A 21,014-nucleotide genomic window follows, 5' to 3' on the forward strand; every position below is an offset into this window, starting at 1 on the left:
CGCTGTCACTGCTGCGGGGCTGGGCCGGGCCGCTCGACGCCGCGCCGCACGCCGCAACGACTGATATCTGAGCCACCCCCCGCTTCAGGAGATCGCCACGGTCGGACGCGTCCACCGTTGGTTGGCGGCATTGCTGCATGTCCAGATCTGGACGTAGGCGCCGTTGGCCGTGGAGTTGCTGGGTACGTCCAGGCACTTGTTCGCACCGAGGGCCGTGATGCTTCCGTCGGTGTTGAAACGCCACTTCTGGTTGGTCTGGCCGTTGCAGTCCCAAAGGAGCACGCTGGTGCCGTCGGCGGTGCCTTTGTTGTTCACGTCGAGGCATTTGTTTCCGTAGACCCGCAATTCACCGGCTGCCGTGGAGGTCCACTGCTGGTTGCTCTGACCGTGGCAGTCCCAGATGTCCACCCGGGTTCCGTTCGCCTGGGAGGCTCCGGCGACATCGAGGCATCTACCCGACCCCACGCCCTGGATCGTGGACGCGGGGGTGGGCGCTCCGCCGCTGACCCGGAACACCACGGTGCCGTGGGCCGGCACGCTCGCCGAGATGGCTCCGGTGGTCGAGGTGACGGCGTTCGTCCAGCTCTCCCGCAGGCTGAAGGAGTTTCCGGACATGCCGATCGCCGAGGCGGTGGTGCTGATCGTCGTCGCGCTGCCGCCCTGGTTGAACAGCGCGACCGCGACGTCGCCGTTGCTCAGCCGTTTGGCCAGGATGCGGCGGGTGCCGTCGTTGCCGACCTGGGTGGCCTGGAGGCCGAGCGGGTCCTGATTGAGGGCGATCAGGTTCTGGTTCTTCATGATCGTGGCGGTCGCGGCGTCCATGTTCCGCATGTCGTTGCCCGCGATCAGTGGAGCGGCCATCATCGCCCAGAGGGCGAAGTGGCTGCGCATCTCGGTGTCGGTCATGCCGCCCCGGCCGACCACCATCATGTCGGGGTCGTTGAACTGCCCCGGCTTGGCGTAGCCCGACAGCGGCGCGTTGACGTTGACGATGTTCTGGACGCCCATCGGATAGCCGTTGGTCTGACCTGAGTTCCAGACGTTGGTGATGTCCTCGGTCGTGCGCCAGATGTTGGCGACGTCGCCCCAGTTGCGCTGCGGGCCGGTCTTCTCGTGGATGCTGTTGGAGTTGATGCTGTAGAGGATCGGCCGGCCGGTGGCCGCCAGCGCGTCGCGCATCTTCGCGAAGGTGCGGACCTGGTCGTCGATGGTGCCGGTGGGGGAACACCAGTCGTACTTGAGATAGTCGACGCCCCAGGCGGCGAACTGCCGGGCGTCCTGGACCTCGTGGTTGAGACTGCCGGTGGCGCCCGGATAGGAGCCGAAGTACTGGGCGCAGGTCCGGTCCAGGGGTGCTTGGTAGAGGCCGAACTTCAGGCCCCGGGTGTGCAGGTAGTCGCCGAGCGCCTTCATGCCGCTGGGGAATCTCGACGGATTGGCCTGCAAGTTGCCGGCGGAGTCGCGAGTGGGGTCGAACCAGCAGTCGTCGACGACGACGTACTGATATCCGAGGTCACGCATGCCGGAGCTGACCATCGAGTCGGCAGTCTGGCGGATCAGCGTCTCGTTGATGTTGCAGCCGAAGGTGTTCCAGGTGTTCCACCCCATCGGCGGGGTGCGGCCCACGCCGTTGTCGAGCGCTTGAGCCTGGGGGGCGGGGGTGAGCGTGGAGGCCACGGCCAGGGCCAGGGCCGCCTTGGTCAGCAGCGTGCGGTTGCGTTTCCTGCGCATGAAGATCGCTCCTTGGTGAATCGAAGACCGGGTTCACGGGGTGGGCCGGCCACCCCGTGAACCCGGTGCTCAGGGCCGGCTCCTCATCGGAGCCGGAGCGGTGTCACGTTGTCAGCGCTGCCGTGTCAACAGAGCCGGCCGGTAGGGCCATTGGCCGTAGTCGCCGCCGATGTTGGGGTTGCGTCCCTGGTAGAGGAATTGCAGGTTGCAGGGATCGACGGTGAAGGTCTGATCGGCGCTGGTGCGGATCAGTTCGCCATGGCTGATGTCGTTGGTCCAGGTGGCGCCACTGTTGGCCTTGCCGGCGAAGGGGTTGCTCTCGGTCGCGGCCTGGGGTGTCCATGAGCCGTTCAGACTGGTGGCCGTGAACGAGCGGAAGTAGCGACCCTGCGACCCGACCGCCTCTACGATCATGAGGTAGCGGTCCTGGCCCTGGAGCTTGTAGACCTGAGGCGCTTCGAACAGGTTGTTCGTCGTATCGCTCATGATCGTTGTGTAGGTCGAGCCGAAACTGCCCGGGAAGTTCCCGATCGGCATGCTGGCCCGGTAGATCTTGCCGTTGTCACCGGCGAAGAACAGGTACATGTTCGTGCCGTCAGCGATGAGCGTCTGATCGATGGGACCTGTTCCGGAGCCGGTGATGCTTCCGGAGAAGAGCACCTGCTGCGATGACCAGCCATTGGGGTCGGAGGGGTCGCTCGACGTCCGGTAGGAGAAGGCGCCCCCACCCCCCCACTGGTAGGCGAGCACCCAGATGTTCTTCGGCGCGAAGTAGAAGAGCGTGGGCGCGACGGCGGAGTTCGACATCGTGTTCTGGCCGGCCGAGGCCATATCGGACCAGTTGGTGAACGGGCCGAAGTTCATCGAGCCCCAGCCCGAGTCCTGTCCCGAGCCGTGCGTCGTCCCATAGACGAGGTGCTTGCCGTTGTAGGGGGCGACGGTGAAGTCCTTGAGCGAGGCCCACCCGGCCTTGGGCTGCGCCAGCGCGCCCGTGGAAGTCCAGCGGTACGTCGACGGAAGATCGCACGTGCCGGGGTTGCCGGCGCCGACCGGGACGAGCTGCCACTGCTGGTTGGCGCCGCCCCAGTCGTCGTACTGGACGATGTTCGCGTTGTCGGCGGTGGAGGCGCCTTGTACTTCGAGGGCCTTGTTGCTGTGGCGCGCGATGAACCTCACGTAGCCGTCCGAGCTGTCGGCCGGCCGCCACTGCTGGTTGGTACCGTTCACGTCGCTCCACTGGACGATCGAGGCGCCGTTGGCGGTGGACCGGCCGGAGACGTCCAGCACCTTGCCGGAGTGGCGGGACTTGATGCGGTAGTAACCGTCTCCGGAGTCGACGAACTGCCACAGCTGCTGGTTCTGGTCGTTCCTGGTCCACTGGGTGACGCGCGCGCCGTCGTTGGTCGCCAGGTTGTAGACGTCCAGGGCCTTACCGCTGCTGCGGTTGACCAGCGCGTACGAGGCGTTGGGGTCGACGGTCGCCGCGGCGGCGGCGACGGCGGGCTGGGTACCGAGGAGAGCAGCCCCGAGCAGCAAGGACGAAAGGACCGCGAGTACGAGTCTCAGGACCCGAGGCGGATGGCGAAACCACATCAGAAGAGCTCCTTTGGGGGGCGGGGGTGAGGCGACCCCGGCGAACCGCCGAGCGGCCGCGTCAGGGGGTCTGGGACGGGATAGGTGTGAAGGCGGCCGCACATGCCGAAGCGTTGGTGCTCCGGGCACTCCAGGCGTGACACTTCGCCGTGGTCCAGATGAGAGAGGTCTCCGGCCTTCAGCCGTTCCAGCTGACGGCCTGTCGTGACGGCTGCGGCCAGGGGGCCGTCCCGCCAGCGGATCCACCAGGCGTCCAGGAGCGCGCTCTTCAGGCGGTGGGCCGCGATGTGGAACTCCTGCAGCCCGCCTTCGCGCAAGGCCAGGAAACCCTCGACTGCCAGGTCGCGGCGGCGGCGCGCTGCCGCGGAATGGTCGCCGGTCAGGGCGGCCGCCTTCCGGTAGGCGTGGGGATCGGCCAGCACCGGAGCAGGGAAGGTGAAGACGGCGTCGCCCGCCTCGGGGAGTCCGCTGTTCTGCATGAGCACCACGAGACGCAGGCCACCGTCGTTGACGAGGCGGTGGATCGTGCCGGGGGTGAACCAGACGACGTCGCCGGGGAGCAGCGGGGTGTCGGCGAAGCCGGAGGTGGTGAGGGTCTGGACGCTGCCCGCGCCGCCGGTGACGACGTAGGCCTCGGAGCAGACGAGGTGCATGTGGGGCGTGCCGCCGCACAGCCCGTCGGCGGCCTCCCAGTCGTAGACGGTCAACCCGGAGATCCCCACCCCGCCGGGGAGCGGGGTCACCACGGGTGTTCCGCGATGTGGTGGGACAGGCGCCCGGCGGTCCATGCGCCGTCGGCCACGACGATCCGGTAGCGGCGCGACAGGGTGTCGCCGGGGGCCAGTGGCAGTTCCTTGTCGAACGCCAGGGACGGGTTGACGGCGGGGATGGGTCCACTGCGGACGAACCAGTGGCAGGGGGCCTCGGGATCGTCCAGGAACAGGAGCGTGGAGGAGCGGTCGACCTCGTCGTGCGCGCCGATGAAGGCCAGCCAGTCGCCCTGTTCGCCCATCGCGGGGCCGATCACTTCGCCGCCGGTGAACTCGCGCGGGCCGCGCCAGAACAGGCCGGAGTATCCGGCGAGCTCTCTGCCCTGCGTGCCGGGGCTGCCGAACACCAGCTCGGTGTCGCGGACGTTGGTCAGCGAGGTCGTGACGTCCAGGGTCCAGAAGTCGGCCCCGACGTCGTGTCCGGTCAGCGTGCGACGCTCGTCGATCCAGTGCTCCCCCGCCAGCGTGTGCCAGGCCAGGGCTTCGGTGATCACGGCGCGGCCTTGGCCCGTTTCGGCGGACACGGTGAGGCTGCGCATCGTGCCGATGTTCGGCAGGTCCACGTAGCCCTGGCCGCGCAGGTACGTGCCGCCGCCCCAGAAGTTCTGCCCCGACACCCACGACGCCGTGATCTGGATGCCCTTGTGCCAGCGGTGGTCGTGCGGCCGGTACCCGGTGACCACGTCGCCGGCGAGCGTGCGTACCGGATGCAGGTAGGGCTTCGGCGCCTCGAAGGGGGCCATGACCGGCCGGTGCACGTACCGGAAGAGGTCGACGTCGCGAGCCCGGACGGTCAGCGAGTCCTCGTTCTCGAGGAGTTCGAACGTCATCGGAACACCCCCGGGCGCCCTCCGTTGAGGGAACCGTAGAACGGGTCGGCTGCGTCGATCTCTCCGCGCCGGACCGGCAGGCCGGTGATCGCGGCCTTGTACAAGGCGGTGACCAACTCGATGGTGAGCCTGCCGAGGTCGGGCCGGGTACCCGCCTCGTAGCCGTCCAGGAAGGCCGCGAGCTGGGCGGTGTGCGAGCTGGGCAGGTCGTCCGGCGGCTCCCACTTCGCGCCGGACGACCTGGTGGTGAACGTCCAGTCCGCGTTGGAGTAGCCGTAGAGATGCCGCAGCTCGACCGTGGTGTCGGTGAGATCGAACCGCAGGTAGCTCTCCTCGCGCGGGGAAAGGACGCTGTTGACGACCGTCGCGATGGCTCCGTTGTCGAACCGGACCAGGGCCGCGGACACGTCCTCGGTCTGAATGTCGCGCTCGAGGCGGCCGGCCATCGCGCGCACCTCGGCCCACTCGCCGAGCACAGCGAGCATCAGGTCCATCTGGTGGATGCCGTGGCCCAGGGTCGGGCCACCGCCCTCGCCCTCCCAGGTGCCGCGCCAGGGCACGTCGTAGTAGGCGTCGTCGCGGTACCACGCCGTGACGCACTGCGCGACGAGCGGACGACCCAGCGTCCCGGCCGCGATCCGGTCGCGCAGGTACCGGGCCCCCGAGCCGTACCTGTGCTGGAACACCGCGCCCGCGACGGCGGGCCCCTCGGCGCCGCGGATGCGGTCGAGCTCGGCCAGCGACAGGGCCACCGGCTTCTCGCACCAGACCCACGCGCCCGACTCCAGGCAGGCCACGGCCTGGTCGGCGTGCAGGAACGGAGGCGTGCACAGGTGCACGAGGTCCGGCTTCTGCTCCCGGAGCATCGTGTGGAGATCGGTGTAGACCGCGGGGATGCCGTGTTCGGCCGCGAAGGCCTCGGCGCGCGCGGCGTCCACGTCGACGGCGGCCACGATCACGGCCCGGTGCTCCTGTGCCCGCAGGGCGGGAACGTGGCAGATGCCCGCGATTCCGCCCGTTCCGACGATCGCCGTCCTGATCATCCGCCCAGCACCTTCCTGATCGAGTGATAGGCGGGCTTGGGCAGCAGGTTCTCGTCGTAGGGCAGCGCCGCGCCCTCGCCGGGGAAGACGGAGGGGATCCACGAGTACTTGTCCGTGTAGTCCCAGATGGTGACGCCGACGCACTTCTTGACCGCCAGGCAGGCCTTGACGTAGTCGGCGTACCAGGTGGCCTGGGTGGCGAGCATCGAAGGGGTCGCGGGGAGGGCCATTCGGATGTCGAGCTCGGTGATCGCCACCTCGACCCCGAGGTCGGCGAAGCGCTGCATGTTCTGCCGGACGTCGGTGGGGAAGCCGTACTGGAGCGCCAGATGACCCTGGATGCCGAAGCCCTCCACCGGGACGCCGTCGGCCTTCAACTGCTTGATCAGGGCGTAGTAGGCATCGCTCTTGGGGCCGATCCCGTCGACGTTGTAGTCGTTGAGGTACAGCTTGGCGTGCCGGTCGGCCTCGTGGGCCCAGCGCAGGGCCTCGGCGATGTAGCCGGGGCCGAGCGTCTTGTAGAAGAGCGATTCGCGGTAGGTGCCGTCCTCGTTGAAGGCCTCGTTGACGACGTCCCAGTGGATCACCTGGCCCTTGAAGTGCCGGACTTCCGTCTGGATGTGGTTCTTGAGGACGGCGCGCAGTTCGTCGGCGGTCCAGGTGCGATCGGTGAGCCAGGCGGGGAGTTGGTTGTGCCAGATGAGGGTGTGGCCGCGGACCTTCTGGTGGTGGGCCTTGGCGAAGGCGACTACCTCGTCGGCGTCGGTGAAGTCGAAGACGCCGCGCTCGGGCTCGGTGGCGTACCACTTCATGGCGTTGCCGGGGGTGGTTTGCCCGAATTCGCTGCCGAGGAGCTTCAGATAGGCGGTGTCGGTGAACTCGGGGTTGTCGGTGGCGGAGCCGAAGTACTTGTGGTGCTTCTTGGCCAGTTCGCCGAGCGTGCTGGGACGGGGCTCGGCGGCCGCGGGTGCGGTGGCGAGGCCGGCCGAGAGGCAGACGGCGGCGGACAGAGCGGTGAGGATCCGGGACGTGGACCTGGGAATGGGCATGACGGACTACTCCTCCGGTGACGGTCGGTTCAGTCGAGGACGATCGTGGTCAGCGCGCGTGGGGCGAGCGTCGCCTTGAGGGTCGTGCCGTGCGTGGAGACGATGTCGGCCGGGGTGATCGAGCGGGTCCCGTCGGTGACGTAGCCGTCGGGGCGACGGTCGTGCCCGCCGCGGAGGGAGAACTCGGCGGAGCTTTCGGTGGTCGCGGTGTTGAGGATCTCGATCACGCGGCTGCCGTCGGTGTTGCGGAAGGCCGTGATCTGCAGTGCCGGGCCGGCGTTCGTGACCGGCACGCGGACGGCGCCGGGGCGGATGAACCGGCTGAAGGCGGCCAGCGCCCAGTACCGCTTGGACACCCGGTAGTCGTCACCGGGGTCGGCGAGCTGGATGAGCCCTCGGGTCGCGCCGAGGGACGCGCCGGTCCAGTAGACGTAGGCATTGGCGTTGCCGACGGTCAGGGTGTTCTGGATGTCGGCCGCGACGGTGAGACCGTCGTAGCCGCTGCCGTCGTCCCAGTTCTCGTTCCAGGTGGCGCCGTCCGGCGACCACTCCGACATCCACACGTGCTTGTCAGTCGGCTGTGCCAACTCGGTCGGACCGCTGTAGCGGTGGCCGGTGATGGTCCGCACGGCCTTGCCGGCCGCGGGGTCCGCCTCGATGGCCTCGGTGTAGGCGACCTGCCGGTCCCAGCCCGCGACGTCGCAGCAGACCACCCCGGTCTTCAGTCCGGACGCGCGGACGGTCGGCCCGAGCACCTTGAGGAAGTCGACGGCCTGCTGCGGGGTGAACCGCATCGAGGCGTAGGTCGCCGTCCAGTCGGGTTCGTTGGTGAACCCGAGGTCGGTGATCCCGATGCCTTCCTGCCGGTAGAACTTCGCGTACTGCACGAGGTAGTTCGCGTAGGCCTGACGCCATTCGGGCCGCAGCTCGCCGCCGTCGTTCTCGCTTCCGTTGGTCTTCATGAAGGCCGGGGCGCTCCAGGCGTCGGCGAAGAACCGCGTGACGCCGTAGGCCTTGGCCTCCTTGGCGAGCCGGACCTGGCCGCCGTCCCAGCCGTCCCAGACGTATTTCGGCGTGGCCTGCGGCCCGCCGGGATCGGCCGGCAGGATCGTCGGCATGTGGTCGTACACCCTGTCGGTCGACGACCCGATGCCCAGGCGCAGGATCGAAAGGCCCGCGCCCTTGTCCTTGCTGAGCAGCAGGTCGAGCACCTCGCGCTGTTTGGCCGGGCTGAGGCCGCGTGCGCCGTGCAGCAGGTCGGCCCGCTGGAAGGCCATCGAGAAGCCGAATCCGTCTATGGGCTGGAGCTCGGCGTGGAAATCGATGACGGGTCGCGCGAGCGGGGGTGCGGGCGCGGCCACCGCCTGTGTTGTTAGCGCTAACAATATTGCGGTCGATGCGACCAGGCGTTTCACGGGGGTCTCCTCGGGGGTGGAGGTCGCGCGGGACGGGTCAGCCCTTGGTGGCGCCCGCCGTGAGTCCGCCGATCAACTGCCGTTCGGCGACGGCGTAGAAGGCGAGGGCGGGGACCATCGCGAGCACGATGTAGGCGAGGACGAGCGCGTAGTCGGTCGAGTACTGGCCCTGGAACTGCTGGACGCCGACCGGGATCGTCTGCCATTGGGGGTCGTTGAACACCAGCAGCGGCAGGAAGAAGTTGTTCCAGCTCGCGACGATCGCGAGCACCGAGACCGTGCCGAGCGCCGGACGTGCCATCGGCAGCAGGATCTTCCAGAAGAAGCGGAACTTGCCGCAGCCGTCCATGACGGCCGCCTCCTCGACCTCTGCCGGGATGGTCCGGAAGAAGCCGCGCAGAATGATGATCGTCATCGGGAGCCCGAAGGCCGCCTGCGGGAGGATCACTCCGAGCGGGTTGTCGAGCAGGTCGAAATTGCGCAGCAGCAGGAACAGCGGCAGGACGGCCACCGCGAACGGGAACATCAGCCCGATCGTGAACAGCGTGTAGAACAGCTCCCTGCCCCGGAAGGCGTAGCGAGCCAGTACGAACGCCGCCATCGCCGCGACCATCACCGTGCAGCATGCCGTGCCGATCGCGATGCCCGCGCTGTTGGCGATCTGCCGCCAGAACATTCCGTCGCTGAGGATGCCGGCGTAATTGCCGGTCTTCCAGTGCTCCGGCAGCCCGAACGGGTTGGTCGTCAGCTCGCCGGTGCTCTTGAACCCGGAGATCACCGCGTAGACCAGCGGCACGACGACGAACGCGCCGATCAGCCAGACCACGGCGTGCAGCGACAGGCCGCGTGCCGTTCTGCGTGCGTTCATCGGCCACCTCCCGAGGTGACGGCCCCGCTCAGGTCACGGCGCAGTACGTAGCGCTGGTAGAAGAGGGAGAAGACCAGACTGATCATGAACAGCACCACGCTGATCGCACTGGCGTAGCCGACCTGGTAGCGCTTGAACCCGAACTGGAACATCGAGATCGCCATCGTCTCGGAGGAGTGGTTGGGCCCGCCCGAGGTCATGACCCAGACGAGGTCGAAGAGCTGGATGGCACCGATGACCGAAAGGAAGACGCTGATCCGGATCGTCGGGCCGAGCAACGGCAGCGTCACGTGCCGGAAGCGCTGCCAGGCGCCGGCGCCGTCGATGGAGGCGGCCTCGAGGATCTCGCCCGGGATGCTTTGCAGCCCGGCGAGGAAGAGCATCATGTGGAACCCGAAGTACTTCCAGGTCATGACCACGAACAGGGTCGGCATGACCGTCGAGGGGTCCGCGAGCCATTTGCCCTGCAGCCCCTCCAGGCCGAGGGCGCCCGCGAGATGGTCGGCCATGCCGCCACCGGGAAGGAAGATCATCGTGAAGAGGACCGCCGTGACCACTTCGGACAGGATGTACGGCGCGAAGAACAGCATCCGGTAGACGGCCCGGCCGCGCAGCCTCTGGTTGAGCAGGACGGCGGTGAACAGCGCGAACGGCAACTGCACCGTGATCGACAGCGTGATCAGGTACAGCCCGCGCTCCAGATCGCCGAGGAAGACCTGGTCCCGGAAGAGGTTGGCGTAGTTCCCGAAACCGACGAAGTCCTCCAGGGGGCCGACCCCGCCCCACTTGAAGAAGCCGGTGTAGACGGCAACCGCGATGGGGGCGAGGACGAAGACGAGGAAGAGGACCAGAGCCGGGACGAGGAACCAGGCGACCGACGCCCAGCCCGCGAAACCGCGCAGGCGCGACCGTGACGGGGCGGGCGGGCCCACCGGCCCGGCGGCCTGCGTCCGCTCCTTGGTCAGGGTGGACACGGAGCTAGGCACCCTTCGCAGCCTCGGTTATCGACTTGGTGACCTGCTCCGGCGTCTTCTTGCCCGCGATGAGGTCGGCGACGCTGTCGTTGACTTCCTGACCGACCGCCGGCGGGTAGGCCTGGTCGAGGAAGAGCTGGAAGCCCGTCGCCTTGACCAGGCTGTCGGCCACCACCTTCCTGTTGGGGTCGGTGAGCTGGCTCTCCGCACCCTTGACCACAGGCAGGTAGCCGTTGGAGGCCAGCAGCTTGGACTCGTTATCCAGGACGAAGAACTTCAGGAAGTCCAGCGCCTCCTTCGGCGCGCCCTTGCGCAGCGCGAAGCCACCGCCACCGCCGAACACGTCGGTGGCTTGACCGACCCCGCCGTCGACCGTCGGGAAGGGGAAGAAGCCCAGGTCCGCGCCGAGGTCGGCGCCCGCGTCCTTCTGCACCGATGGCCCCCACTGCCCCATCAGCTCCATGGCGGCCTTGCCGTTGCCCATGGTCGCGGCCTGGCCTCCGGGGGTGGCGTAGCCGGCGCCGAGGAAGCCCGTCTGGAACGGCTGGAGGTCGACCAGCTCCTTGAGGTGGGTGCCCGCTTGGACGAAGCCGGCGCCGGTGAAGTCCTTGGTGGTCGCGGCCTGCTGCAGCGCGGGAAGGCCTGCGACGCGCATCGCGAGGTAGGCCCAGTAGTAGTGGCCGGGCCATTTCTCCTTGCCCGCGAGGGCGATCGGAGTGACGCCCGCCGCCTTGAGCTTCTTGACGTCTTCGAGGAGCTCGGCCCAGGTGGCCGGCGGAGCGGTGATCCCGGCCTTGGCGAAGAGCTTCTTGTTGTACCAGAAGCCGACCATGCCGACGTCGTACGGCACCCCGTAGGTCCGGCCCTCGAACTGATAGGCCTGCAGCGAGACCGGGGTGAGCTCGGACGACCAGCCGAACACGTCGGTGAGGTCCTCGACCAGTCCCGCGTCGACCTGCTGCTGCAGCACGCCGCCGCCCCAGGTCTGGAAGACGTCGGGGAGCTTTCCCGAAGAGGTGGTGGCGGTCAGCTTGGACTTGAACGCCTCGTTTTCCAACGAGGTCGTCTTGACAGTGATGTTCGGGTGGGTGGCCGTGAACGCCGAGGAGATCTGCGGGAAGAGGGACTTGCCCGGCTCCGTCGTGGCGATGTTCCACCACGCGAAGGTCACCTTGCCGTCGGCCGCCGGCCCCGAGCCGGTGTCCCCGCCGCCGCAGGCCGCGGTCAGCGCGACGGACAGAGCGGTCAGGCCCGAGAGCGCCAAAAAGCTTCGTCGGCTCGGGGGTGTGCTGGCCATGGGACCTCCGGGGTGGGGAATACGGTTCGGTTTCGAAACTGTTTCGCAACATTCTCGATTCGGTGCTGCCACAAACTAGGAACGCGCGGCTCCCCGGTCAAGTCTTCTTACTGAATCCCCCTCTGCCTCAGTGCACTTGGAGCTTGACAACCTGGTCGCGCCGACCGGAAACTCTTCGAAAGTTTGCGATACCCGTCGTCAACCCAGAACGTCCGCACAGAGGAGAGAAGTTGACCGAGCAGCGTCCGACCCTGGCCCTCATCGCCGCGGAGGCGGGGGTTTCCCAGGCCACCGTGTCGAAAGTGGTCAACGGCCGCTCCGATGTCGCACCCTCGACGCGCGAGCGGATCGAGGGCCTGCTGCGCTCCCACAACTACCTCCACCCCGGCGGGCAGGCCAGGGCCCGCAGGTCAGGCCTGGTCGACCTGATCATCGGCGGTCTGGACAGCGCGTGGGCGGTGGAGATCCTGCGCGGCGTCGAGGCCGAGTGCGCCCAGCGGAGCGTCGGCACCGTCGTGTCGCTCGTCCCGCCGGGCGAGGCCACGCCGTCGAGCTGGGCCGCACTGCCGGTCCTGCACCACAGCGACGGCGTCATCCTCGTCACCGCGTCGGTCACCCAAGCCCAGCGTGCCCAGGTCGAACGGGCCGGGGTGGCCCTGGTGGTCATCGACCCGATCGACCTGCCGGGCAACGGTGTGCCGAGCATCGGCGCGACCAACTGGGCGGGCGGCCTCGCCGCCACGGAGCACCTGCTGGAGCTGGGGCACCGCCGGATCGCCGCGATCGGCGGGCGCAAGGAGATGCTCTGCAGCCAGGCCCGCATCGACGGGTACCGGGCCGCGCTGGAGCGGGCCGGGATCGAGGTCGACCGCGACCTGATCCGGTTCGGCGACTTCCAGCACGAGGGCGGGTTCCAGCGCGCCCGGGAACTGCTCGCCCTGCCCGATCCGCCGACCGCCGTCTTCGCCGGCAGTGACCAGCAGGCCATGGGCGTCTACGAGGCCGCCCGGCAGGGTGGGCTGAGCATCCCGCAGGACCTCAGCGTGGTCGGCTTCGACGACCTGCCGATGTGCGAATGGCTGTCACCGCCGCTGACGACGGTGCGCCAGCCGCTGGAGGAGATGGGCCGGCTCGCGGCCCGCACGCTCTTCCAGCTCCTGGACGGCCAGCCGCTGGTCAGCCCCCGGATGGAGCTCTCGACCGAGCTCAAGGTCCGGCTCTCCACCGCCCCGCCCCGTCTCTAGGTCGTGTCGTCGAAGTCCCTAGGAGAACTCCTTGACCGAGCCCTGGCGTGACCCCCTCATACCCGTATCCGTACGAGTCGCCGATCTGCTGAAACGGATGACGCTGGAAGAGAAGGCGGGTCAGCTCGCCGGCTTCTGGGCTCTGCCCTCGAATCCGGGGACACCGGTCGCGCCGATGGAGGACGATTCCGGCGAGTCCGCGCCCGGCCTCGACGACATCGTCGCCCACGGCCTCGGCCAGCTCACCCGGGTGTACGGCACCGCGCCGATCACCGCGGAGGCCGGAATGGAGCGGCTCGCCTCGCTCCAGCGGCAAGTGACCGGATCCGGCCGGTTCGGGATCCCGGCGGTCGCTCACGAGGAGTGCCTGACCGGGTTCATGACGTTCGGGGCGACGGTCTTCCCCGGGCCGCTGGCCTGGGGCGCCTCCTTCGATCCCGGGCTCGTGCGCCAGATGGCCGCCGCCATCGGCGCGGGGATGCGGCAGGTCGGCGTACACCAAGGGCTGGCTCCGGTGCTCGACGTGGTCCGCGACTACCGGTGGGGCAGGACCGAGGAGTGCATCGCCGAGGACCCCTACCTCGTCGGAGCCATCGGCACCGCCTATGTGCAGGGCTTGGAGGGCGCCGGAATCGTGGCGACGCTCAAGCACTTCGCCGGGTACTCGGCCTCACGCGGCGGCCGGAACATGGCCCCCGTCTCCTCGGGGCCGCGCGAGTTCGCCGACGTACTGGTCGAGCCTTTCGTACGGGCACTGCGCGAGGGAGGCGCCCGGTCGGTGATGAACAGTTACACCGACGTGGACGGCGTCCCGGTGGCCGCCGACGCGCGGCTGCTGACCGACCTGCTGAGGGGTGAGCTCGGATTCGGTGGTGTGGTCGTCGCCGACTACTACGCCGTCTCCTTTCTGGAGACCCGGCACGGCGTCACCGGATCGCGGGGCGCGGCCGGCGCGCTGGCCTTGACCGCCGGAATCGACGTCGAGCTGCCCACGGCCCGCTGCTACGGCGAGCCGCTGACCGAACTCGTCCGGTCGGGCGTCGTGTCCGAGGGGCTCATCGACCGGGCCGCGGAACGGGTCCTGCTGCAGAAGGCCGAACTCGGCCTTCTCGACCCCGACTGGGAAACCGTCAAGGCCGAGCCGGTCGACCTCGATCCGCCGGAGAACCGGGCACTGGCAAGGCTCCTGGCCGAACGGTCCACCGTGCTGCTCGCCAACGACGGCATCCTGCCGCTGCGGCCGTGCCGCGTGGCGATCAGCGGGCCCTACGCCGACGACCCCCAGTCCTTCCTCGGCTGCTACTCCTTCCCCAACCACGTCGCGCTGCCCGGCGATCTCGGACTGCACATCCCGACGCTCGGCGAGGCGCTCACCGCTGCCGGGTTCACGGTCACCGCGGACGATCCGGACGTGAACGTCACGGTGCTCGGGGACCGGGCCGGCATGTTCGGCCGGGGCACCTCCGGAGAGGGCTGCGACGCCGAGACCCTCGACCTGCCCGGCGACCAGGCCGCGCTCGCCTCCGCCGTTCTGGACTCCGGGGTGCCGACCGTCCTGGTCCTCGTCTCCGGACGGCCCTACGCGCTCGGCACACTGGCCGAGCGCGCATCGGCCGTGGTGCAGGCCTTCTTCCCCGGCGAGGAGGGCGGGACGGCGCTGGCCCGGATCATCAGCGGGGCCGCGGAACCGTCCGGGCGGCTGCCCGTCTCCATCCCCCGCCAGGTCGGCGGCCAGCCCGGCACCTACCTGCATGCCAGGCTCGGCGGGCACACCGACTGGAGTTCGGTGGACCCGACCCCGCTGTTCCCCTTCGGACACGGGCTGAGCTGGACCAGCTTCAGCTACTCGGAGTTGTCGGTGGATCCCGTTGCCGCGACGGACGGGGCCGTCTCCGTTTCGGTCACCGTACGCAACGTCGGCGAGGTGGCGGGGACCGAGGTGGTCCAGCTGTACCTCTCGGATCCCGTGGCGTCCGTCGTCCGGCCGCAGCGGTGGCTCGCCGGATTCGGCCGGGTCCAGCTGCGGCCGGACGCGGCCGCCCGGATCACCTTCTCCGTCCATGCCGACAGGACCTCCTTCACCGGGCTCGACCTGCGCAGGAGAGTGGAGCCCGGGGAGATCGGCGTGGCCGTCGGACGGTCCAGCGGCGATCTGCCGCTCAAGGGCTCCTTCACTCTGGAGGGCCCCGTACGTCACCCGGCGGCCGACCGGGTGCTGTCCGTGCCGGTCCAGATCGTCCCGGTTCCATGACCACGTCGTTCGATGATCCCGTCTTCGGTGATCCCGTGCTGCCCGGGTTCCGGCCCGACCCGTCCGTCTGCCGAGTGGGCGCGGACTACTACCTGGTGACGTCCAGCTTCGAATGGTTCCCTGGCCTTCCCGTGTTCCACAGCCACGATCTCGTGAACTGGCGGCGCATCGGCTCCGCGCTCGACCGGGCCTCCCAGCTCGACCTCGACGGGTGCGAGCCCTCCCGGGGTCTGTTCGCGCCGACGATCCGGCACCATGACGGGGTCTTCCACCTCGTCTGCACGCTGATGGACGGCCCCGGACATTTCGTCGTCACGGCGACCGACCCGGCGGGGCCGTGGTCGGAACCCCAATGGTTGGAGGGCGAGGGCTTCGACCCTTCGCTCTTCTTCGACGACGGACCGGACGAGGGCGAAGGGCAGGGGGACGGGGAGGGTGACGGCGACCGGGACGGCGACGGCGACGGCCGGGCCTGGTTCACCGCCGCACGAGTCGTGGACGAAGCCGCGGGCCGCACCGAGATCTGGATGCGCGAGTACCTTCCCCAGGAGCGGCGGCTGACGGGACCCGAGCACGTCCTGTGGTCGGGAAGCCACCCCGGCGCCCGATGGTCGGAAGCCCCGCACCTCTACAAGATCGACGGCAGCTATCTTCTGCTCACCGCCGAGGGCGGCACCGATGTGGACCACAGCGTGGTGGCCGCCCGCTCCACCCGCGTGACCGGCCCCTACGAGGGCGCCCCCGGCAACCCGGTGCTACCGCCCGCCAAGGGTCCGGTCACCTGCACCGGGCACGCCGACCTCGTCCAAACCCCGAACGGCGACTGGCGGGCCGTCCTCCTGGGCGTCCGCCCCGGCTCCGCCCTCGGCCGCGAGACCTTCCTCAGCCGGATCACCTGGGACGCGGGCTGGCCGGTCTTCTCCCCCGTCGCCCACACGGACCTCCGCCGCCCCGTCCACGACGACTTCGCCACGCTCGGCGCGGACTGGAGCAGCCTGCGCACGCCGCCGGAACGGTTCTGGACCACCGGCGACGGGCTCCGCCTCCAGCTCCGCCCCGAACGCCTGGGCGAGCGCACCACCCCTTCCCTCCTGGTCCGCCCACAGGAGCAGCCCGACTGCGACGTCTCCACCGAGCTGCGCTTCGCCCCCACCGCACCGGAGGAACAGGCGGGCCTCGCCGTGGTCCTGGACGACGACGCCCATCTCCTCTTCCTCCGCACCGCGGAAGGACTCAGCCTCCGCCGCGGGGCCGAGGTCCTGGCCGGCGTTCGGGTCCCCCCGGGCCCCGTTCGCCTGGGGGTCCGCATCCGCGGGCTCAGCCACGCCTTCGCCCACGCGGCGCCCGACGGAGCCTGGCAGGACCTGACCACCGTCGAAGCCACCTTCCTGACCCCGCTGTTCACCAGCATCCAGCTCGGCCTCTACGCCACCTCCAACGGCCGTCCCTCCACCAACCAAGCCCATTTCACGTCGTTCGACATCACGTATCCGGCCCCACCGGAACTGCCGGGCAGGCGCTGACATCGCCGGCGCCGCGGGCAGGTGGTGGTCAGCCTCCGCCACCTGCCCGTTCGCGCCTCGCGTCCCGCCCAGACGACCCCCGTTGACCTCGGTGGACGTGGCCCCGATGTACGCCGCCGGAGCGGATCGATCGCCCGGACCAGCTGCGCGCGGTGCACGGGACGGCCCTGCCGCCGCCGCCCGTCGAAAGTATTGACACGTCAATTGTGAGCGTTAACACTCGTGCGCAGCAGGCAGCCGCCGCGCCGACCTCGCAGCCCCCGGTCGAAGCCCGACAGGCCATGTGCGCGGCGCCCCCACCCCCCACGGACCATGGAGTTCGCCATGCCGGTTCCGCCCTTCAGTCGCCGCGCCATGATCAAGGCGACCGGCGTCGCGGCCGTGGCCGCCGCTGTCGGCCCCGTACTGGGCACCGTCTCCGCGGCGGCGCAGACACCCCCGGTCAGGTCCGACTTCGGAGTGTCGACGTTCCCGTTCGACCTGGGTCAGGTCCGGCTCACCAGCAGCCGCTGGCTCGACAATCAGAACCGCACCCTGGCCTATCTCCGCTTCATCGACGTCGACCGCCTGCTGTACAACTTCCGCTCCAACCACCGGCTCTCCACCAACGCCGCGGCCCCGACCGGAGGATGGGACGATCCGGCGTTCCCCTTCCGCACCCACGTGCAGGGCCACTTCCTCACGGCATGGGCCCAGGCCTACGCCGCGGTCGGGGACACCACCTGCCGCGACAAGGCCGACCGCATGGTGGCCGAACTCGCCAAGTGCCAGGCCAACAACTCCACCGCGGGCTTCTCCGCCGGCTACCTGTCGGGCTTCCCCGAGGCCGACTTCACCAGCCTCGAAGCGGGCACGCTGAAGAACGGGAACGTCCCGTACTACTGCGTCCACAAGACCATGGCCGGCCTGCTCGACGTGTGGCGCCTCATCGGCAACACGCAGGCCCGCGACGTGCTCCTCGCGCTCGCCGACTGGGTCGACCGACGCACCGGCGCGCTCAGCCAGAGCAGGATGCAGACGTTGATGGGCGTCGAGTTCGGCGGCATGAACGAGGTGCTGGCCGATCTCCACCAACAGACCGGCGACGCACGCTGGTTGACCACCGCCCAGCGGTTCGATCACGCGGCGGTCTTCGATCCCCTCGCCGCGAACCTGGACCAGCTGAACGGTCTGCACGCCAACACGCAGGTGCCCAAGTGGATCGGAGCCGTCCGCGAGTACAAGGCCACCGGGGCGACCCGCTACCGCGACATCGCCGCCAACGCGTGGACGATCTGCACCACTTCCCACACCTACGCCATCGGCGGCAACAGCCAGGCGGAACACTTCCGGGCCCCGAACGCCGTCTCCGGCTTCCTCGTCGCCGACACCTGCGAGCTCTGCAACTCCTACAACATGCTCAAGCTGACCCGGGAACTGTGGCAGCTGGACCCCGGCCGGGCCTCGTACTTCGACTTCTACGAGAAGGCACTGCTCAACCACGTCATCGGCGCCCAGAACCCGGCCGACCCGCACGGGCACGTCACCTACTTCACCCCCCTCAACCCGGGCGGCCGCCGCGGCAAGGGCCCGGCGTGGGGCGGCGGCACATGGAGCACCGACTACGACACGTTCTGGTGCTGCCAGGGAACGGGCATCGAGTCCAACACGAAGCTGATGGACTCCATCTACTTCCACGACGGCAGCACCACCCTCACGGTGAACCTGTTCCTCCCCTCCGTCCTGGACTGGACCCAGCGAGGCATCACCGTCACCCAGACCACCTCCTACCCGGCCGAGGACACCACGACGCTGAAGGTCACCGGCGGCGTCGGCGGGAACTGGTCGCTGCGCGTCCGCATCCCCGGATGGACTTCGGGCGCCACCCTCAGCGTCAACGGCGTCGCCCAGGCCGTCACGGCCAGTCCGGGCAGCTACGCCACGCTCACCCGGTCCTGGACCTCGGGCGACACCGTCACCGTGAAGCTCCCCATGCGCGTGGCCCTCCAGGCCGCCAACGACAGCCCCGGTGTCGCGGCGATCACGTACGGCCCCGCCGTCCTCGCCGGCAACTACGGCAGCACCACGCTGTCCTCCCTCCCGGCCCTGGACCCCTCTTCGATCACCCGAACCAGCAGCACCGCCCTCGCCTTCACGGCCACCGCCAACGGGACGAAGGTCGACCTCGCCCCCTTCCACGACGCCCAGGGCTTCAACTACAGCGTCTACTGGCGGACCGACAGTCCCGGCTTCCGTCTCGTCAACGCGGCCGGCGGACTCGTCCTCGGCATCCGGAACATGTCCACCGCCGACGGGGGCCTCGCCCTGCAGTGGACCGACTCCGGCACCGCCGACCACGTCTGGACCCTCCTCGTCGACGGCACCGCACTGCGGCTGCGCAACCTCAACAGCGGCAAGGTCCTCGGCGTGAAGGACATGTCCACCGCCGATAACGCCCCGGTCCTCCAATGGGCCGACACCGGGACCGCCGACCACCGTTGGACCGTCGTCGACGCCGGCAACGGCTACCACAAGCTTCAAAACGTCCACACCGGCAAGCTGCTGGGCATCGAAGGCGGCTCCACCGCCAACGGCGCCGCGGCCGTACAGGTGCCCGACACCGGCGCCTCCGCCGGCCAGTGGCAGTTCGTCCCCGACGGCGCCAGGCGCATCCAGAACGTCGCCAGCGGGCGGGTACTCGGCGTGCGGGACATGTCCACCGCCGACGGCGGCCTCGCCGTCCAGTGGGACGACAACGGCACCGCCGACCACCTCTGGACGGCAGTCGTCGACACCGGCGGATACCTGCGCCTTCGCAACTCCCACAGCGGCAAGGTCCTCGGCGTGGAGAACGGCGGCACCGCCAACGGCGCCCGGATCGTCCAGTGGGCGGACAACGGCACCGCCGACCACCGGTGGCGCCTGCGCCACCGCGGCGGCGACACCTTCAAGATCCAGTGCGCCAACGGCGGCCGCGTCCTCGGCATCTCGGGCGCCTCCACCGCCCAGGGAGCACAGGCCGTCCTCTGGGACGACAACGGCACCGACGACCACCTGTGGCGATTCATCTGACCCCGCTGGCCCCGCTGCCCCCGCGGTCGAATCCCCGATCGCCACAGGTCGCTCGCGCGAAGGGAATTCGAGTGCGAGGCGCTCGTATAAGATCGGGCCGACCCTGCCGGGAGCGCCCACCGGTCAGGCGGACGCGGGCAGATCGGGGGCGGACTCGCGCACGGTCAGGCGGGTCGGGAGGATCAACGGGCTGGGGCGGTGTCCTTCGATGGCACCGACCAGCATCCTGGCCATCTCCTGCCCCAGCGCCCGTACCGGCTGATGGACCGTGGTCAGCGGCGGGCTGGTGTGCCGGGCGCTCGCCAGGTCGTTGAAGCCGATCACGGCGACGTCCTCGGGCACCCGGAGCCCCCGTTCCCGCAAGGTGCGCAGAGCGCCGATGGCCATCGCGTCGGAGGCCGCGAACACCGCGTCGGAATCGGGGTGCGCCCGGAGCAGCCGCTCCATCGCCTCAGCGCCGCCCTCCTCGGTGAACTGCCCGGGCTCAACTCCGAGCAGCGGCAGGCCGGACAACGTCAGACCGTCGGTGAACCCCTGTTCCCGGGCGACTGCGGCCCTGGCATCCACCTGTCCGGTGATCATGACGGGCCGTCGGCGGCCCGTGCGCGCGAAGTGCTCGGCAGCCAGGCGGGCACCGCCCCGGTTGTCTGCGTCCACGTACCACGTGGGTTCCCCGACGAGCGGGAGCCCGCCGAAGACGACGGGCATATCGACCTCCTCGCCCAGGCGTCCCAGCGGATCGTCGCCCCGCAGCGCCATCAGCATGACGCCGTCGGCCCGGCGGGAGCGCAGCAACCGCTCGAACCTCTCCCGGCCGCGCGGGGTGTTGGCCAGCAGCAGGATCAGTTCCAGTTCGGTCTGCTCCAGCGCCGCGCTGACGCCGACGACGACCTCCGCGAAGAACGGGTCCGCGAACAGCCCCGGCTCGTCGCTGGATACGGCCAGCACCACCGCTCCGACCCTGCGGCTCGCCAGGGCCTGCGCGGACGGATTGGGCACGAAATCCAGCTCGCGCACCGCCCGTTGGACCGCCTCCCGCTTGGCGCGGCTGACGTGCGGGGCGTTGTTGATCACTCGGGAGGCCGCCGTGCGCGACACACCGGCTCGTGCGGCCACCTCGTCGAGAGTCGGCATGCGCTTGGGTGACGGCTCCATGGACGAACTGCTCCTCGGGCTCACGCGGCTGGCGAACAGCGGCCATGATTCCACGCACCGCCCGGCTTCGGACCTGCACGCGGATGTCGCCTTTGGTCTCGATCTGGTAGCGCTTCCAACCAATGGCGCCATACCGGCCACGGCGGAACTTCCGTGTTCAACCACTTGACACACCTTGGCGACGGCCCCAATCATCCCCTCAGCGCGATCCGACCCCGTA

At 69.4% G+C, this 21,014-nt stretch carries 16 protein-coding genes; 5 read left to right on the forward strand and 11 right to left on the reverse strand.

All coding sequences use genetic code 11. The annotated features are described in order from the left end of the window. Positions 1 to 84: 84 nt before the first annotated feature. From ACFVX6_RS17275 to ACFVX6_RS17320, 10 genes are all read right to left on the reverse strand, one after another. Entirely contained in the window at positions 85 to 1,731 is a 1,647-nt protein-coding gene (locus ACFVX6_RS17275) for a glycoside hydrolase family 27 protein (protein ID WP_389692240.1), read from the reverse strand. Between the two features lie 111 nt (positions 1,732 to 1,842). Further along, the gene (locus ACFVX6_RS17280; RefSeq protein WP_389692242.1) at positions 1,843 to 3,324 is read right to left on the reverse strand and encodes a non-reducing end alpha-L-arabinofuranosidase family hydrolase; all 1,482 of its coding nucleotides are present in this window, start codon (positions 3,322 to 3,324) and stop codon (positions 1,843 to 1,845) included. Continuing rightward, positions 3,324 to 4,112, reverse strand: a complete 789-nt coding sequence (locus tag ACFVX6_RS17285) for a cupin domain-containing protein (RefSeq protein ID WP_389692244.1) — start codon at positions 4,110 to 4,112, stop codon at positions 3,324 to 3,326. Before ACFVX6_RS17285 ends, ACFVX6_RS17280 begins: the two co-directional genes overlap by 1 nt. After that, complete coding sequence (locus ACFVX6_RS17290; protein WP_389692246.1) at positions 4,064 to 4,924, reverse strand: PmoA family protein; 861 nt, start codon at positions 4,922 to 4,924, stop codon at positions 4,064 to 4,066. Before ACFVX6_RS17290 ends, ACFVX6_RS17285 begins: the two co-directional genes overlap by 49 nt. Continuing rightward, positions 4,921 to 5,967: a Gfo/Idh/MocA family protein gene (locus ACFVX6_RS17295; protein WP_389692248.1), complete on the reverse strand. Its 1,047-nt coding sequence runs from the start codon at positions 5,965 to 5,967 to the stop codon at positions 4,921 to 4,923. Before ACFVX6_RS17295 ends, ACFVX6_RS17290 begins: the two co-directional genes overlap by 4 nt. Then, a complete protein-coding gene (locus tag ACFVX6_RS17300) occupies positions 5,964 to 7,016 on the reverse strand; it encodes an endo-1,4-beta-xylanase (RefSeq protein WP_389692250.1) in 1,053 nt (350 codons plus the stop codon). The genes ACFVX6_RS17295 and ACFVX6_RS17300 overlap by 4 nt, the downstream gene beginning before the upstream one ends. A gap of 29 nt (positions 7,017 to 7,045) precedes the next feature. Then, on the reverse strand, positions 7,046 to 8,377 hold the full coding sequence (locus tag ACFVX6_RS17305) for a glycoside hydrolase (RefSeq protein WP_389692252.1): 1,332 nt from the start codon (positions 8,375 to 8,377) through the stop codon (positions 7,046 to 7,048). A 91-nt stretch (positions 8,378 to 8,468) separates the two neighbouring features. After that, entirely contained in the window at positions 8,469 to 9,299 is an 831-nt protein-coding gene (locus ACFVX6_RS17310; protein ID WP_389692254.1) for a carbohydrate ABC transporter permease, read from the reverse strand. Continuing rightward, positions 9,296 to 10,285 carry a carbohydrate ABC transporter permease gene (locus ACFVX6_RS17315; RefSeq protein WP_389692256.1) on the reverse strand — a complete coding sequence of 330 codons (990 nt, stop codon included), beginning with the start codon at positions 10,283 to 10,285 and terminating at the stop codon, positions 9,296 to 9,298. The genes ACFVX6_RS17310 and ACFVX6_RS17315 overlap by 4 nt, the downstream gene beginning before the upstream one ends. Then, positions 10,278 to 11,570 (reverse strand): extracellular solute-binding protein, encoded by a 1,293-nt coding sequence (locus ACFVX6_RS17320; protein WP_389692258.1) that lies wholly within the window; start codon positions 11,568 to 11,570, stop codon positions 10,278 to 10,280. The genes ACFVX6_RS17315 and ACFVX6_RS17320 overlap by 8 nt, the downstream gene beginning before the upstream one ends. Before the next feature lie 230 nt (positions 11,571 to 11,800). On the opposite strand from ACFVX6_RS17320, the gene ACFVX6_RS17325 reads away from it, so the two are divergent. From ACFVX6_RS17325 to ACFVX6_RS17340, 4 genes are all read left to right on the forward strand, one after another. After that, a complete protein-coding gene (locus ACFVX6_RS17325) occupies positions 11,801 to 12,814 on the forward strand; it encodes a LacI family DNA-binding transcriptional regulator (protein WP_389692260.1) in 1,014 nt (337 codons plus the stop codon). 31 nt (positions 12,815 to 12,845) lie between these two features. Beyond that, positions 12,846 to 15,065: a glycoside hydrolase family 3 N-terminal domain-containing protein gene (locus tag ACFVX6_RS17330; protein WP_389692262.1), complete on the forward strand. Its 2,220-nt coding sequence runs from the start codon at positions 12,846 to 12,848 to the stop codon at positions 15,063 to 15,065. Next, a complete protein-coding gene (locus tag ACFVX6_RS17335; protein ID WP_389692264.1) occupies positions 15,062 to 16,588 on the forward strand; it encodes a glycoside hydrolase family 43 protein in 1,527 nt (508 codons plus the stop codon). The genes ACFVX6_RS17330 and ACFVX6_RS17335 overlap by 4 nt, the downstream gene beginning before the upstream one ends. Before the next feature lie 324 nt (positions 16,589 to 16,912). Further along, entirely contained in the window at positions 16,913 to 19,639 is a 2,727-nt protein-coding gene (locus ACFVX6_RS17340; RefSeq protein ID WP_389692266.1) for a beta-L-arabinofuranosidase domain-containing protein, read from the forward strand. A gap of 123 nt (positions 19,640 to 19,762) precedes the next feature. Here the strand turns inward: ACFVX6_RS17340 and ACFVX6_RS17345 are convergent, their stop codons facing one another. After that, positions 19,763 to 20,794 (reverse strand): LacI family DNA-binding transcriptional regulator, encoded by a 1,032-nt coding sequence (locus tag ACFVX6_RS17345; protein WP_389692268.1) that lies wholly within the window; start codon positions 20,792 to 20,794, stop codon positions 19,763 to 19,765. Here ACFVX6_RS17345 and ACFVX6_RS17350 point away from each other — a divergent pair. Continuing rightward, positions 20,793 to 20,963: a hypothetical protein gene (locus tag ACFVX6_RS17350; protein ID WP_389692270.1), complete on the forward strand. Its 171-nt coding sequence runs from the start codon at positions 20,793 to 20,795 to the stop codon at positions 20,961 to 20,963. The genes ACFVX6_RS17345 and ACFVX6_RS17350 overlap by 2 nt on opposite strands. Positions 20,964 to 21,014: the final 51 nt, after the last annotated feature.

The organism is Streptomyces sp. NPDC058289 (genome assembly GCF_042880975.1).
Taxonomy (GTDB): domain Bacteria; phylum Actinomycetota; class Actinomycetes; order Streptomycetales; family Streptomycetaceae; genus Streptomyces; species Streptomyces stoeckheimensis.